Raw genomic sequence first — 14,037 nt, forward strand, 5'->3', positions numbered from 1 at the left:
CCGCTTCCCATCCGCCAGCTCGGTGGTTCCGAATAGGGATTGTGGACTCGTCACACGCGCGGTCGGTCGCGGTCATCGGCAGTGGGGTGGCCGGCCTCACCGCCGCTTACCTGCTGTCCGGCCGTGACCGTGTCACCCTGTACGAAGCCGAGGTGCGGCTCGGCGGCCACGCCCACACCCATTTCGTGCACGACGGCGGCCCGGACGGGAATCTCATCGGCGTCGACTCGGCGTTCCTGGTGCACAACGACCGCACCTATCCGACGCTGTGCCGGCTGCTGCGCGAGCTCGGGGTAGCCACCCAGCCGTCGGAGATGTCGATGTCGGTGCGCGCCGACGACATCGGGCTCGAATACGCCGGCGCTCTGGGCATTAGCGGTTTATTCGCGTGCAAGCAGGCGCTGCGGCCGCGGTATCTGCGGATGCTCGGTGAGATCGTCCGCTTCCACCGCGCCGCGGCGCGGCTGCTGCGCTCAGACACCGCGCACGACGACCAGGAGACGCTGGAAGCCTTTCTGAACCGGCACCGCTTCTCGTCGTATTTCATCGACTTCTTCATCACCCCCCTGGTGGCGGCGGTGTGGTCGTGCGCCAGCGACGACGCGCTGCGCTACCCGGCCCGCTACCTGTTCGTTTTCCTCGACCATCACGGCATGCTGTCGGTTTTCGGCTCTCCCACCTGGCGCACCGTGACGGGAGGCTCGGCGCAGTACGTGCAGGCCGTCGCCGCTCGGCTCGCCGAGGTGTCGACCGGGACCCCGGTGCATTCCTTGCGGCGGGTACCCGATGGCGTGTGGTTGCGGGCGGGCGACAACGCGCCGCGGTATTTCGACGCGGCAGTCGTCGCCGTACATCCCGATCAGGCGCTGCTGCTGCTCGACGATCCGAACCCGTGGGAGCGCGCGGTGCTGGGAGCGATTCCGTACTCGACCAACCAGGCGCAGCTGCACACCGACGAATCGGTGCTGCCCCGGCGCCGCCGCGCCCGCGCATCATGGAATTACCTGGTTACCCCCGGCAATGACCATGTGGTGGTCAGCTATGACGTCAGCAGGCTGATGCGGCTGCACACCCACACCCGGTACCTGGTGACCCTGGGGGGCCACGACCGCGTCAACCCGGCGTCGGTGATCGCCGACATGACCTATAGCCATCCCTTGTACACACCGGAATCTGTTGCGGCCCAGGCATTATTACCGACGCTGGACGACGATCGAGTGGCATTCGCGGGTGCCTACCACGGCTGGGGCTTTCACGAGGACGGCGCCGCCTCGGGCCTGGCCGCGGCACGACGCCTGGGCGCCGACTGGCCGACGGCGATCCGGGCCGAGGCGGTGGCCCGATGCTGACAGCGACACAGACGCCCGCGATCTACCGCACCACGATCAGCCATGCACGGCAGGCGCCGGTGCGCCATTCGTTCGAATACCAAAGCTACAGCTGGTATGTCGACGTCGACGACCTGCCGCGACTGCCCTGGTGGCTGCGGCCCTTCGCTCGCTTCCGCGCCTCGGATCACTTGGCCAGCCCGCAGCACGGCTCGCTGCGCGACCGGCTTGGCGCCGTCTTCGCCGACCGCGGCCTGGCCGCTCCTGAGGGCCGCATCACCGCCCTGCTGCAGGCTCGCGTACTCGGGTACGTGTTCAACCCGCTGAGCGTCTTTTGGTGCCACGACCGTGACGGCCGGCTGCGGTATGTGATCGCCGAAGTACACAACACCTACGGCGAGCGCCACGCCTACCTGTTGCCGCCGGCAGATCTGCCAGTGGTTACCGAGAAGAAGCTCTATGTCTCACCTTTCAATGCGGTGGACGGCTACTACCTGGTGCGGGCACCACGGCCCGACGGCGAGATCAACATCACCGTGGAGCTGCGTCGAGCTCATCAGCCCGCGTTCGTGGCCAGCGTGCGCGGACAGCGGCACCCGGCGAGCAACCGGCAGGTCGCGATCATGCAGATCATTTCGCCACTGGCACCCTTGCTGGTGACCGTACGTATCCGAATTCAGGGGATCAAACTGTGGTTACGTCGAGTTCCGTTGGTGCCGCGATGACCGTACCGACAATCCGAATACCTCCGGCCGCAATAGATTCCATGCGGTGGCCGGCGATCGCCAAGGTGCCGTCCGGCCCGCTGAGCGCGACGGTGGCGGTGGCCGCCGACCGGCTACTGCGCCGCGCGGCCGCTCGCCTACCGCTGCGAGTGACTTACCCCGACGGCACGGTGGTCGGGGCGGCCGACCCGACGGTGCCGACCCTTGTTGTCCACCAACCGGAAGCGCTGGCGCGCCGGGTCGGACGCTACGGCCTGATCGGATTCGGCGAGTCCTACATGGCCGGTGAATGGTCCTCGGACGACCTCACCGGTTTGTTGACGGTATTCGCCACGTCGGTGAGCGATCTGGTGCCGCGCCGGTTGCAATGGCTGCGCCCGATCGCGCCGGCCTTCCGGCCGCGCTGGTGGGGAGCAGGCCGAGAACGCGCCCGGCGCAACGTCGCCGAGCACTACGACCTGTCCAACGATCTGTTCGCCGAATTTCTCGACGAGACCATGACGTATTCCTGCGCGGTGTTTGACCGGCTGCCCGCGTCGTCATCGGATTTGGCTGCGGCGCAAGAGCGCAAGATCGATCGGCTGCTCGACATCGCCGGAGTGCGTCAGGGCAGCCGGGTTCTCGAAATCGGCACCGGCTGGGGAGAGCTGTGCATCCGCGCGGCCGCCCGCGGAGCCCATATCCGCTCGGTGACCTTGTCGGTGGAACAGCAGCAGCTGGCGCGGCTTCGGGTTGCCGCGGCGGGGCTGTCCGACAGGGTGACGATCGACCTCTGCGATTACCGCGACGTCGACGGGTGTTATGACGCGGTGGTGTCGGTCGAGATGATCGAGGCGGTGGGATTCCATGCCTGGCAACGGTATTTCACCACGCTCGAGCGGCTGGTGGGGCCGGGCGGCCGGGTGGCGATCCAGGCGATCACGATGCCCCACGGCCGGATGATGGCCAGCCGCAATACGCACACCTGGATCCAGAAGTACATCTTCCCGGGCGGACTGCTGCCGTCCACCCAGGCCATCTCCGCAATCACCGAACTCCGCACGGATTTACGCACGGTGGACATGGCGTCGCTACGCCCGCACTACGCCGAGACGCTGCGGCTCTGGCGCGAGCAGTTCATCAAGCAGCGAGAACGATTGGCGCAGTTGGGCTTCGACGATGTGTTTCAGCGGATGTGGGAGCTGTACCTGGCGTATTCGGAGGCAGGCTTCCGGTCGGGCTATCTGAACGTCTACCAGTGGACGTTCGCGCGCGAGGGGTGCCGATGAGCAACGTGAGCTTCACTTGGAACTTGGCCCAGGTGTGCGGCGCCTCGGTTGTGGTTCTCGCCGTGGTGCATTCGATCACGTTCGCCATCGGCAGGCGCATCGGCCGCTACAACGTCGTCGACGTGGCGTGGGGCATCGGGTTTGTCGCCATCGCCGCGGTCGGCGCGGCGCTCGGCCATGGCGACCCGACCCGACGCTGGCTGCTGCTGATGCTGGTGGCGATCTGGGGTGTGCGGCTGAGTTGGCACATCCAGCGTAAGACCGCCGGCAAGGGTGAGGATCCCCGATACGCCGTCATGCTCCGGGATTCCACACCAGGCCAGGTGCTGCGCAAGGTCTTTTTGCTGCAGGGGCTGATCACCTGGTTCGTCGCCTTCCCGCTGCAGCTGTCCGCGGTGACCGGGCCGACGCCGAAACCGCTGATAGCGGTCGGGGTGCTGGGCGTGGCCGGCTGGCTGGTGGGTATCACCTTCGAAGCCGTCGGCGACCGGCAGCTGCGGGTGTTCAAGTCGGACCCGGCCAATCGCGGCGTGGTGATGGATCGCGGCTTGTGGGCGTGGACGCGTCACCCCAACTACTTCGGCGACGCCACGGTGTGGTGGGGGCTATGGCTGATCACCATCAACGGCTGGTGGCCGTTGGCCACGGTCGGCTCGCCGCTGCTGATGACCTACTTCCTGGTCAACGTGACCGGCGCCCGGCTGACCGAGAGAATGATGGCCGGCCGGCCCGGCTTTGCGGAATATCAGCAAAGAACCGCGTGTTTCTTTCCACGACCACCGCGACCGGCACGTCGATAACCGTCGCCGATGCGGCCCGGTGGCGAGCGATAGGCTACCTGACAATGACCGGACTGCCGCAGCTGAGCAGCGACCTGGATGTGTTGCTGCGTGAAGTCGCGCGCGGAGACACCCAGGCTTTCGCGGCGGTCTACGACCTCACCAAGAGCCGGGTATTCGGGCTGGTGATCCGGGTTTTGCGGGATGCCGGCTACAGCGAGGAAACCACCCAGGAGATCTATCTCGAGGTGTGGCGCTCGGCGTCGGAGTACGACCCCGCGCGCGGGTCGACGTTGTCCTGGCTGCTGACCATGGCGCACCGCCGGGCCATCGACCGGGTGCGCTCCGAGCAGGCCGGCAGCCGCCGCGAATCGCGCTACGGCGCATCCAACGTCGAGACCGCCACCGACGTGGTCGCCGACTCGGCCATCGCCGGTGACGAGCGGCGCCGGGTGGCCGACTGCCTGGGCTCGCTGACCGACGCGCAACGGCAGTGCATCGAGCTGGCCTACTACGGCGGGCTGACCTATTCCGAGGTGTCGCAGCGGCTGGCCGCCAATCTGTCGACGATCAAATCGCGCATCCGCGACGGATTGCGCGGCCTGCGTAATTGCCTGGACGTGCCGTGACCGAACCCACTGACTTCGAACTGCTCGAGCTGGCCACGCCGTATGCCTTGCACGCGGTGTCCGACGAAGAGCGCGCCGATATCGACCGGCAGATCGCGGGCGCGCCGCCGTCGGTCGCGGCGGCCTTCACCGAGGAAGTTCGCGCCGTGCGCGAAACGATGGCCGTCGTCTCGGCGTCGACGATTACCGAACCACCGGCGCATCTGCGGGCGGCCGTCCTGGCTATCACCGCTTCGAACCAGCCGAACCACCAGCGACGTTGGCGCACAACGGTATTGGTATCGGTAGCGGCGGCGATTGTGGCGGGACTGACGGCATTCGGCGTGCAGACCCTGTTGCGGCCGACACCGACGCAGTCGGTTGCCGAGCAGGTGATGGCGGCCCCCGACGTGCGGACGGTTTCGCGCCCACTGGCCAGCGGGACGGCCACGGTGGTGTTCTCGCGCGACCGCGGCGCGGGTGTGCTTGTGATGAACAACGTGCCGCCGCCGACTCCGGGCACCGTCTATCAGATGTGGTTGATCGATGCCAACGGCCCGACCTCGGCCGGGACGATGGGCACCACGGCCGTCTCGCCCTCTACGACGGCGACGCTGACCAACCTCGGAAAGTCGACGGCCCTGGCCTTTACCGTCGAACCCGGCGCCGGCTCACCGCAGCCGACTTCGCCGATATTGGCGACCTTGCCGCTGAGCTAGGCCCTTCAGGCCTTCTTCACCAGGCTGCCCAGCACCGCGACGATCACGCCGCATACCACCAGCGCCGCGCCGGCGGCCAAGGTCAGGGTAAGCCAGTCCCGCAGGCCGGACTCGACGCTACGCACCATGACGTCGGCGATCTGGCGAATGTCGCCGGTGGTGCGACTGAGCACCTCGTTGAGGTAGCGGCCCGCGACTTCGATGCCGACCCACCCGGTCGCCCCGACGAGCAGCGCCGAGACACCGAGACTGGTCAGCGCCTTACCGCGGCGCCGGGCCGCGAGCAGCGTCAGCAGCGCGCACACACCGCACAGGCCCGCCACACCCAGGCTCGCCCACTTGCCCCAGGCGGCCACTCGGCTCAGCTCCCCCTGCCGCAGCGCGTGCGGCACCGAAGCCGTCAACGGCACGGTCAGCGTCGCCGGCACCGTTACGTTGTGCTCGCTCAAGATCTGCGCAAACGCGCTGTCGTTGAGCATCGGCGCCACGTCGATGGCCCAGGAATCGCCGGACCCCACGTCGGCGAACAGCCAGCGGTGCGCCGCCCGGTTGGCCGTCGCGAACAGCGGCGGGAACGAGGGGCCGGCCGTGAACTCGGCGGCGGCGTCGTGCACCTGCGAGCTGTCGAGCGGATAGTGTCCGCCGCCATGCTCGGCGATCAGCGCCATGGTCCGGGTGGTGAGTTCACCTGCCATTGCCGACTGCAGGGCGGGATCGGCCGCCGCCTTGCGAGCCAGCGCGACGTAGCCGTTCTCGTCGACGAGATTGCACTGCGCCCACATCGAGGGAACCGCCAGCGCCAGCGCAGCCGTGGTGATCAGCCACAGCTGCAGGATCGCGAGGAATCGCACCTGGCCAATCTACGGGCCAAGCTACGGCGCGATCCCCCGCACGTATGCCGCTTGCCCGAGGTGCTGGGCGCAATCGTCGATGATGCTGACAATCCGGGCGCTGGCCGTCACCGGCGGATCCCAATTGGTGTCCACCACGCGGGCCAGCTCGTCGGCCGTCACGCCGGCGACGTACTCACAGGTGAACGCGTGCACCGCGTGGTAGTAGCCGGCCAGCAGGTCGGCGGGGGCGTGCACCTTCGCCACTTCGGCGGCGCCATGGCCGTAGCCGGTGTCGCGGCGCGGCAGGTCCAGCGCGAAGCGGTCCACCCAGCCGTCGCGGGTCCAGACCTCCTCGACGCCGGCCACGTCGGCCAGCTGGATGTCCTGCACCCGGGCGCTGTGCCAGATCAGCCAGGCGATGGTGTTGGCGTCCGGGGCCGGCCGGTAGTTGGACAGCTCGTCAGTCAGGCCATCGGTGAGCTCATCGACGTGTTCGATCAACCGGGTGAACGCGTCGCGAAGCAACTCGTGGACGGCGGCGTCGGTATCTGACATACCGGCGACATTACGGGCCGGCCCCGTGATAGACCGCTTCGACGTTGTTGCCGTCCGGATCGCGCACGAATGCACCGAAGTAGCCGGGGTGATATTCCGGCCACAACCTGGGCTCATGCAGCGATTCCGCGCCCAGCTGCAGCGCCGTCTCGTGGAACGCGCGCACGGCGTTTTCGTCGGCGGCATGGAACGCGATGTGGTTCTCCCGGTTGGGCCCCGTGCCGGCACCGTTACCGACACCGTCGGCAATCCAGAAATCCGGATTGCCGTCACGGCCGTACCCGATGGCCACGTCGAAATCCATCTGCCGGGAGTACCCCAGGACACCGAGCACCGCGTCGTAGAACGCCTGCGATTTCGGGTAGTCAGCGCAGTTAATACCTATGTGGTCGATCACGAAAACATCGTGGCACGACTTGATGCACGGTCGTAGATTGATTAGGTGATCTACGACCTCCTCATTCGCAATGGCACCATCGTCGACGGATTGGGGGGCGACCCCTATGTCGGCGACGTCGGGGTACACGGCGGAGTCATTACCGCTGTCGGCGCCATCAACGGCGACACCGCCGAACGCGAGATCGACGCCACCGGCCTGTTGATCACGCCGGGTTTCGTCGACCTGCACACGCACTACGACGGCCAGTCCATCTGGTCGGAGCGCCTGACGCCGTCCTCGGCGCACGGGGTGACCACCGTGGTGATGGGCAACTGCGGCGTCGGGTTCGCGCCGTGCCGGCAGGAAGACCACGACGTGCTCGTCGACGTGATGGCCGGGGTCGAGGACATCCCGGGCGTCGTAATGACCGACGGCCTGCCATGGAGCTGGGAGACCTTCCCCGAATACCTGAATGCGCTGGACGCCGGCAGGCGTGACATCGACGTGGCCGCCTACCTTCCGCATTCGCCGCTGCGGGTCTACGTGATGGGGCAGCGCGGCGCCAATCGCGAACCGGCCACCGCCGACGACCTCGCGAAGATGCGGGCGCTGGCCAAGGAGGCCATGGAGGTCGGGGCGCTGGGCTTCGCGTCGTCGCGGCTGACGATCCACAAGACCGAAAGCGGTTCGCCGATCCCGAGTTACGAGGCCGCCCGTGAGGAGATCGAGGAGATCGCCAAGGGCGTCGTCGACGGCGGCGGCGGGCTGCTGCAGTTCGTGCCCGACATTCCGGCCGGCGGCTACCAACCGGTGCTGCAGACGGTGTTCGACGTCGCCGAGGAGGTCGGCCTGCCGGTCACCTTCACCCTGGTCGTCGCCAACGTCGGCGACCCGACCTGGCCCGACGCGATCAACATGGTCGAGAAGGCCAACGCGGCCGGCGGCGATATCACCGCGCAGCTGCTGCCGCGCCCGATCGGGTTGATCATCGGGCTGCAGCTCACCGCCAACCCGTTCGTGCTCTACCCCAGCTATCAGGAGATCGCGCATCTGCCGCTGGCCGAGCGGGTCGCCGAGATGCGCAAGCCGGAGGTTCGCGCCCGCATCCTGGCTGACAAGCCGGGCCAGGGACACCCGATCCTCTACGTCGCTCAGATGTGGGACTGGATCTTCCCGCTGGGCGACAACCCCAACTACGAGCCCGACCCGGTGGACAGCATCGGTGCCCGGGCCAGGGCCCGCGGGGTGAACCCGATGGAGGAGGCCTACGACCGGCTGCTCGACGACGAAGGCCGTGCCATGCTGCTGGTCGCCACCAGCAACATGGAACGCAACTCGCTGAACACCGTCGGCGAACTGCTGCACCGCGACGACGTGGTGCTTGGCCTTGGCGATGGCGGTGCCCACTACGGGATGATCTGCGACGCCAGTTATTCGACGTTCTTCCTGTCACACTGGGCCCGGGATCGGGCGTCCGGACGCTTCTCGGTGCCCGAGGCCGTCCGCGAGCTGACCTCCGTCCCGGCCCGCGTCGCAGGGCTGGCCGATCGGGGCCGTATCGCGGTCGGATACAAGGCCGATCTCAACGTCATCGACCATGCCGGGCTGCGCCTGCACAAGCCCGTGATCACCTATGACTTGCCGGCTGGCGGACGCCGACTGGACCAGACCGCCGACGGGTATGTGGCCACAATTGTGTCCGGCGAAGTGATCGCCGAACACGGCAAACCGACCGATGCGCGTCCAGGCAAGCTGATCCGCGGGCGCCAAACCGCGCCGGCACCCACCCCATAACGCCACGAACAGGGGGCCGTCCCGGTTAAGTTAGTTCAGTGACGAGCCCGCATTACGCGTGGTTGCCGCCAGAGATCAATTCGGCCCTCCTTTACGCCGGTCCTGGATCGGCGCCGCTGCATGCTGCCGCGGAAGCCTGGGATGGGCTTGCGGAGAACCTGGCGACGTCAGCATCCTCGTTTTTCTCCGTGGCATCGGACCTGGCCAGCGGGGTGTGGCAAGGCCCCTCGGCGACAGCGATGCTCGCGGTCGCGACGCAGTATGTGAGCTGGCTCAAGGCGGCCGCGGCCCAGGCCGAGGCGACCTCCAGCCAGGCCTCGGCGGTCGCGGGCGCTTTCGAGACGGCGTTGTCGGCGACGGTGCAGCCGGCGGTGGTTTCGGCCAACCGCGCCCTGGTGCGAATGTTGGCTTCGTCGAACCACCTGGGACAGAACGCCCCGACAATCATGGACATCGAGTCCGCCTACGAACAGATGTGGGCGACCGACGTCGCTGCGATGACCGGTTATCACGCCGACGCGTCGGCGGCCGCCGAGCAGATGGCGCCCTGGCAGAACGTCATGCAGAACCTCGGTGTGCAGTTCGCCAACGGCGACCTGACCTTCGGGCCGCACACCGGCACCGGCAGCTTGGCGCACCACATCAGCGCACTGTCCAACCTCGATCACACCGGCGGCCATGTCGGATCCTGGCTGACCGACACTCCCGGCACCGGCTTCGCACACACCGTCACAAGCGGCAGCATGAGCTCAGCGGACTTCCAGGCCGGCCTGCTCAACTCGCCGACCGCGGGCACCGGCTTCCACTCGGGCATCCCAAGCTCGGGCCTGCTCAGCGATCTCGGCTCCGGCGCTGTGCCGACGGGTTCGGCGGACTGACACCGGGCGTAAGACGCCTATCCTCGAGATCATGCGCACGAAGAAGAGGGTGGACCTCGACCGCCTGGCCGCCGCCCTGCCCGACTACCCGTTCGCGTACCTGATCACCGTCGACGACGGGTACCGCGTGCACACCGTGACGGTCGAACCCCGGCTGCGCGACCTTTCCGACGGCCCGGACGGGCGCCGCACCGTCGTCGACGTCGGACTCATCGGTGGCCGCACACGCGAAAACCTGGCTCACCGCAGCGATGTCACGCTGCTGTGGCCGCCGCCCGAGCCCGGCGGCTATTCGCTGATCGTCGACGGTGAAGCCGAAACCACCGAGTCCGGCTCGGAAGCAGTCCGGTTGGGCGTGCTGCCGACCCGCGCCCTGCTGCACCGCGAAGCCGACCCCGACTCCCCCGACACGGCCAAAGGCTGCCTGCACGACTGCGTGGTGTTCTCGCTGCCCGCCTGAGGAAACGGGGCGGCCGCCGCCGTACAGTCGTTCGGATGAGCCGCGTCGCGCCGCTCGCCCCGCCGTGGAGCGAAGAAGATGCCACCAGCATCAACAGCTGGGGCCACCCGGACCGCTCGTATGAGCCGCTGCTTCTGGTGCGCTGCCTGCAGCGCCATCCGGCGCTGGCCAGCCGGCTGCGCAAGCTCGGTGAATCCCTCTACATCGCAGCGCTTTTGCCGCCCAGGACCCGAACGATCGCGATTCTGCGCATCTGCGCGCTGCTGGGTTGCGAGTACGAGTGGGGCGGGCAGGCGGCGTTCTGGGGGCCGATCGCCGGTGTCGGCGACGACGAGTGCGACGCACTGGTCACCGGCGGCCCGGATGATCCGCGGTGGGCCCCGGCCGAGCGGACGCTGATCGAGGCGGTGGACGAGCTGGAGCGCACCGGCTCGTGGTCGGAGGCGACGTGGGCGGCGCTGGGCGACGAGCTCGACGACGAGCAGCGCATCGAATTGCTCACGGCCCTCGGGTGGTATCGCACGATCTGCACGCTGTGCAACGCGCTGGCGCTTCCCGCGGAGGGCTGGATGCGGCGCTGGCCGGGCGCAGCTCGCTGAGTTTTGCTTAGGGCCGTTTAAGCCCCGGATGCTGCTTTTTCAGTAGCGGCAGCAGCAGCCGCCGCGGCATCAACTGAAACAGCTTGGTGTTGATTTGGCTCGGCAGCCCGGGGATCACGGTTCCGCGATCGCGGTCGAGGGCGTCGACTCCGGTGCGCGCGACATCGCTTGCCGGTAGCCACATGAACTTCGGGAACGCGTCGGCGAATTTCCGCTCGTCCATGCCGGCGTTCTTCAGGAACTCGGTGCGCACCGGCCCGGGGTTGAGCAGCGCGACGGTGACACCGCTGCCGGCGAGTTCGGCGCGTAGGCCTTCGGTGTAGGTGATCACGAACGCCTTGGTGGCCGCGTAGCCGACTTGGCCGGGGAACGGGTGGTAGCCCGCGGTGGATCCGACGTTGAGGATCGCGCCTTTTTTGCGGGGCACCATCTGTTGGACGGCGCGCGTGGTCAGGTCGATGACGGCCTCGACGTTGACCCGCGCCTGGGCGATCTCGTCGTCGACCGACGTGGTCGCCACCGACCCGATGGTGCCGATGCCGGCGTTGTTGACCAGGATGTCGGCCGTCAGCCCGCGACGCTCAATCTCGTCGAAGAGGCCGGCGCGAGCGGCGGAATCCGCGACGTCGCAGCCGATCACCTCTACCTTCGAGCCGCAGCCCGCCAGTTCGTTTGCCAACTCGCGCAGCCGCTCCTCGCGGCGCGCGACGAGGGTGACGCCGTGTCCACGATCGGCGAGCTCGCGGGCGATCGCGGCGCCGATGCCCGACGATGCTCCGGTGACGACGGCCGTGCTGGTAGGTGCGGGAGTCGGAAGAGCCACGGGGTTAACCTACCGGTCGCGGCTAGCCGGACAGCGCGTTGAACAAAGCCGCCAGCTGATCGGGAGAAATTGAATTGTTGCATTGGCTGCGCAGGTCAAGCAGCGGTTGCGCGATACCCTTCAGCTCCAATGCCTCACCGGGATGACTGAGGAAATAGCCACGCACGGACGCCTTCGCGTCGGCGGGCGATTGGTTGACCGCGGCAGTGATGACGTTGTTGGCGTCGGGATGGCCGTCGAGATATCCGCTTGCCGCGTTGAGTACCCCGCTGGCGGTGGCGGCGACGCCGCTGGCGGAGCTGGGATCAGGCGCGGCACCTGCGGTCGGCGCGATCATGACGCACAGAACGCAGCCGAGGATCGCTCCAAAAAGTGTGCGCCATAACGATTTGCTCATTGCGTGGTCCCTTCGTCCCCAACTGTTCGAATGTTCAGTAGATCAATTACCCAAAAATGCCGAAGACGCTCGACCCAGGCCCGGACAATGGCCGACCGTCGGACAAGGAAAAAGCCCGGCCCGCTGGGGTTTCCAGGGGACCGGGCTTTTCGCTAGTCGACTTCTTAGAAGTCCATACCGCCCATGCCGCCGGTCGGGTCGCCGACCGGCGCGGCCGACTTCTCCGGCTTGTCGGCAACGACAGCCTCGGTGGTCAGGAACAGCCCCGCGATCGACGCCGCGTTCTGCAGCGCCGAACGAGTCACCTTGACCGGGTCGGCAACGCCGGCCTTCAGCAGGTCCTCGTACTCACCGGTGGCGGCGTTCAAGCCGGTGCCGGCCTTCGAGTTGCGGACCTTCTCGGCGACAACGCCGGGCTCCAGCCCGGAGTTGAAGGCGATCTGCTTCAGCGGAGCCTCGAGCGCCACCCGGACGATGTTGGCACCGGTGGCCTCGTCACCCTTGAGCTTGAGCTCCTCTAGGGCCGGTGCCGCCTGCAGCAGGGCCACGCCACCTCCGGCGACGATGCCCTCCTCGACGGCGGCCTTGGCGTTGCGGACCGCGTCCTCGATACGGTGCTTGCGCTCCTTGAGCTCCACCTCGGTGGCAGCTCCGGCCTTGATCACCGCAACACCGCCGGCCAGCTTGGCCAGGCGCTCCTGCAGCTTCTCACGGTCGTAGTCGGAGTCGCTGTTCTCGATCTCGGCGCGGATCTGGGCCACCCGGCCGGCGATGGCGTCGGAGTCTCCGGCGCCCTCGACGATGGTGGTCTCGTCCTTGGTGATCACGACCTTGCGGGCCTTACCGAGCAGCGAGATGTCGGCGGTCTCCAGGGAGAGGCCGACCTCTTCGCTGACGACCTGACCACCGGTGAGGATGGCCATGTCCTGCAGCATCGCCTTGCGACGGTCACCGAAGCCGGGGGCCTTGACCGCCACCGACTTGAAGGTGCCGCGGATCTTGTTGACGACCAGCGTGGACAGTGCCTCGCCCTCGACGTCCTCGGCGATGATCAGCAGCGGCTTACCGCCCTGGATGACCTTCTCCAACAGCGGAAGCAGGTCCTTGACGGTCGACACCTTGGAGCTGACCAGCAGGATGTAGGGGTCCTCCAGGACCGCTTCCTGACGCTCAGCGTCGGTGACGAAGTAGCCCGAGATGTAGCCCTTGTCGAACCGCATGCCCTCGGTGAGCTCGAGCTGCAGGCCGAAGGTGTTGGACTCCTCGACGGTGATGACGCCCTCGTTGCCGACCTTGTCCATCGCCTCGGCGATCAGGTCACCGATCGACTGGTCGCCCGCGGAGATGCCCGCGGTCGCAGCGATCTGCGCCTTGGTCTCAACGTCCTTGGCCGACTTCAGCAGGGTCTCAGTGATCTTCTCGACGGCCTTCTCGATGCCGCGCTTGAGACCCAGCGGGTTGGCGCCGGCAGCGACGTTGCGCAGGCCCTCTTTGACGAGCGCCTGAGCCAACACCGTGGCCGTCGTCGTGCCGTCACCGGCGACGTCGTCGGTCTTCTTGGCAACTTCCTTGACCAGCTCGGCGCCGATCTTCTCGTACGGGTCCTCCAGCTCGATCTCCTTGGCGATGGACACACCATCGTTGGTGATCGTGGGAGCGCCCCACTTCTTCTCCAGGACGACGTTGCGACCCTTGGGGCCCAACGTCACCTTTACCGCGTCGGCGAGGCTGTTCAGACCCCGCTCGAGGCCGCGACGGGCCTCTTCGTCGTACGCAATTGTCTTGGCCATTGCGAAGTGATTCCTCCGGATTGGGGATGACACCCAATGGCCACGTGGTGGGCCATCAGGTTACTTACGCTGGCCGGGCGCAGTGCCCGCGACGGACGGCTC

The 14,037-nt window shown here is 67.4% G+C and carries 16 protein-coding genes; 10 read left to right on the forward strand and 6 right to left on the reverse strand.

Annotated elements, in window-relative coordinates:
• Positions 1-41 precede the first annotated feature (41 nt).
• From H7K34_RS21080 to H7K34_RS21105, 6 genes are read left to right on the forward strand one after another with little or no spacing between them, the layout of a single operon-like run.
• Positions 42-1,349, forward strand: coding sequence for an NAD(P)/FAD-dependent oxidoreductase (locus tag H7K34_RS21080; RefSeq protein WP_264063988.1), 1,308 nt, complete (start codon positions 42-44; stop codon positions 1,347-1,349).
• Positions 1,343-2,053 carry a DUF1365 domain-containing protein gene (locus H7K34_RS21085; protein ID WP_264063989.1) on the forward strand — a complete coding sequence of 237 codons (711 nt, stop codon included), beginning with the start codon at positions 1,343-1,345 and terminating at the stop codon, positions 2,051-2,053. Before H7K34_RS21080 ends, H7K34_RS21085 begins: the two co-directional genes overlap by 7 nt.
• Positions 2,050-3,321 (forward strand): class I SAM-dependent methyltransferase, encoded by a 1,272-nt coding sequence (locus H7K34_RS21090; protein WP_264063990.1) that lies wholly within the window; start codon positions 2,050-2,052, stop codon positions 3,319-3,321. Before H7K34_RS21085 ends, H7K34_RS21090 begins: the two co-directional genes overlap by 4 nt.
• The gene (locus H7K34_RS21095) at positions 3,318-4,121 is read left to right on the forward strand and encodes a DUF1295 domain-containing protein (protein ID WP_264063991.1); all 804 of its coding nucleotides are present in this window, start codon (positions 3,318-3,320) and stop codon (positions 4,119-4,121) included. Before H7K34_RS21090 ends, H7K34_RS21095 begins: the two co-directional genes overlap by 4 nt.
• Before the next feature lie 44 nt (positions 4,122-4,165).
• Positions 4,166-4,729 (forward strand): sigma-70 family RNA polymerase sigma factor, encoded by a 564-nt coding sequence (locus tag H7K34_RS21100; RefSeq protein WP_264063992.1) that lies wholly within the window; start codon positions 4,166-4,168, stop codon positions 4,727-4,729.
• Complete coding sequence (locus tag H7K34_RS21105) at positions 4,726-5,427, forward strand: anti-sigma factor (protein WP_264063993.1); 702 nt, start codon at positions 4,726-4,728, stop codon at positions 5,425-5,427. Before H7K34_RS21100 ends, H7K34_RS21105 begins: the two co-directional genes overlap by 4 nt.
• 5 nt (positions 5,428-5,432) lie before the next feature.
• Here H7K34_RS21105 and H7K34_RS21110 read toward each other — a convergent pair whose 3' ends face one another.
• The 3 genes from H7K34_RS21110 to H7K34_RS21120 are packed head-to-tail and all read right to left on the reverse strand — an operon-like array spanning position 5,433 to position 7,212.
• Complete coding sequence (locus tag H7K34_RS21110) at positions 5,433-6,278, reverse strand: hypothetical protein (protein ID WP_264063994.1); 846 nt, start codon at positions 6,276-6,278, stop codon at positions 5,433-5,435.
• A 21-nt stretch (positions 6,279-6,299) separates the two neighbouring features.
• Positions 6,300-6,815 (reverse strand): mycothiol transferase, encoded by a 516-nt coding sequence (locus H7K34_RS21115; protein ID WP_108926048.1) that lies wholly within the window; start codon positions 6,813-6,815, stop codon positions 6,300-6,302.
• 10 nt (positions 6,816-6,825) lie between these two features.
• Positions 6,826-7,212, reverse strand: coding sequence for a VOC family protein (locus tag H7K34_RS21120; RefSeq protein WP_264063995.1), 387 nt, complete (start codon positions 7,210-7,212; stop codon positions 6,826-6,828).
• A gap of 45 nt (positions 7,213-7,257) precedes the next feature.
• Between H7K34_RS21120 and H7K34_RS21125 the strand changes: the two genes are divergently transcribed.
• The 4 genes from H7K34_RS21125 to H7K34_RS21140 are packed head-to-tail and all read left to right on the forward strand — an operon-like array spanning position 7,258 to position 10,925.
• Positions 7,258-8,988: an N-acyl-D-amino-acid deacylase family protein gene (locus H7K34_RS21125; RefSeq protein WP_264063996.1), complete on the forward strand. Its 1,731-nt coding sequence runs from the start codon at positions 7,258-7,260 to the stop codon at positions 8,986-8,988.
• A gap of 38 nt (positions 8,989-9,026) precedes the next feature.
• The gene (locus tag H7K34_RS21130; protein ID WP_264063997.1) at positions 9,027-9,866 is read left to right on the forward strand and encodes a PPE family protein; all 840 of its coding nucleotides are present in this window, start codon (positions 9,027-9,029) and stop codon (positions 9,864-9,866) included.
• A 31-nt stretch (positions 9,867-9,897) separates the two neighbouring features.
• On the forward strand, positions 9,898-10,326 hold the full coding sequence (locus H7K34_RS21135) for a pyridoxamine 5'-phosphate oxidase family protein (protein ID WP_264063998.1): 429 nt from the start codon (positions 9,898-9,900) through the stop codon (positions 10,324-10,326).
• A 35-nt stretch (positions 10,327-10,361) separates the two neighbouring features.
• A complete protein-coding gene (locus tag H7K34_RS21140) occupies positions 10,362-10,925 on the forward strand; it encodes a carboxymuconolactone decarboxylase family protein (protein WP_264063999.1) in 564 nt (187 codons plus the stop codon).
• Positions 10,926-10,932: 7 nt separating this feature from the next.
• On the opposite strand, the gene H7K34_RS21145 is transcribed toward H7K34_RS21140, so the two are convergent.
• The 3 genes from H7K34_RS21145 to groL form a co-directional block, all read right to left on the reverse strand.
• Entirely contained in the window at positions 10,933-11,748 is an 816-nt protein-coding gene (locus H7K34_RS21145; RefSeq protein WP_264064000.1) for an SDR family NAD(P)-dependent oxidoreductase, read from the reverse strand.
• Positions 11,749-11,770: 22 nt separating this feature from the next.
• Positions 11,771-12,145: a heme-binding protein gene (locus H7K34_RS21150; RefSeq protein WP_264064001.1), complete on the reverse strand. Its 375-nt coding sequence runs from the start codon at positions 12,143-12,145 to the stop codon at positions 11,771-11,773.
• Positions 12,146-12,309: 164 nt separating this feature from the next.
• Positions 12,310-13,935, reverse strand: a complete 1,626-nt coding sequence (gene groL / locus H7K34_RS21155) for a chaperonin GroEL (protein ID WP_108926040.1) — start codon at positions 13,933-13,935, stop codon at positions 12,310-12,312.
• Between the last annotated feature and the right edge of the window lie 102 nt (positions 13,936-14,037).

The sequence above is a fragment of the Mycobacterium montefiorense genome (genome assembly GCF_025823255.1).
In the GTDB taxonomy this organism is placed as follows: Bacteria; Actinomycetota; Actinomycetes; order Mycobacteriales; family Mycobacteriaceae; genus Mycobacterium; species Mycobacterium montefiorense.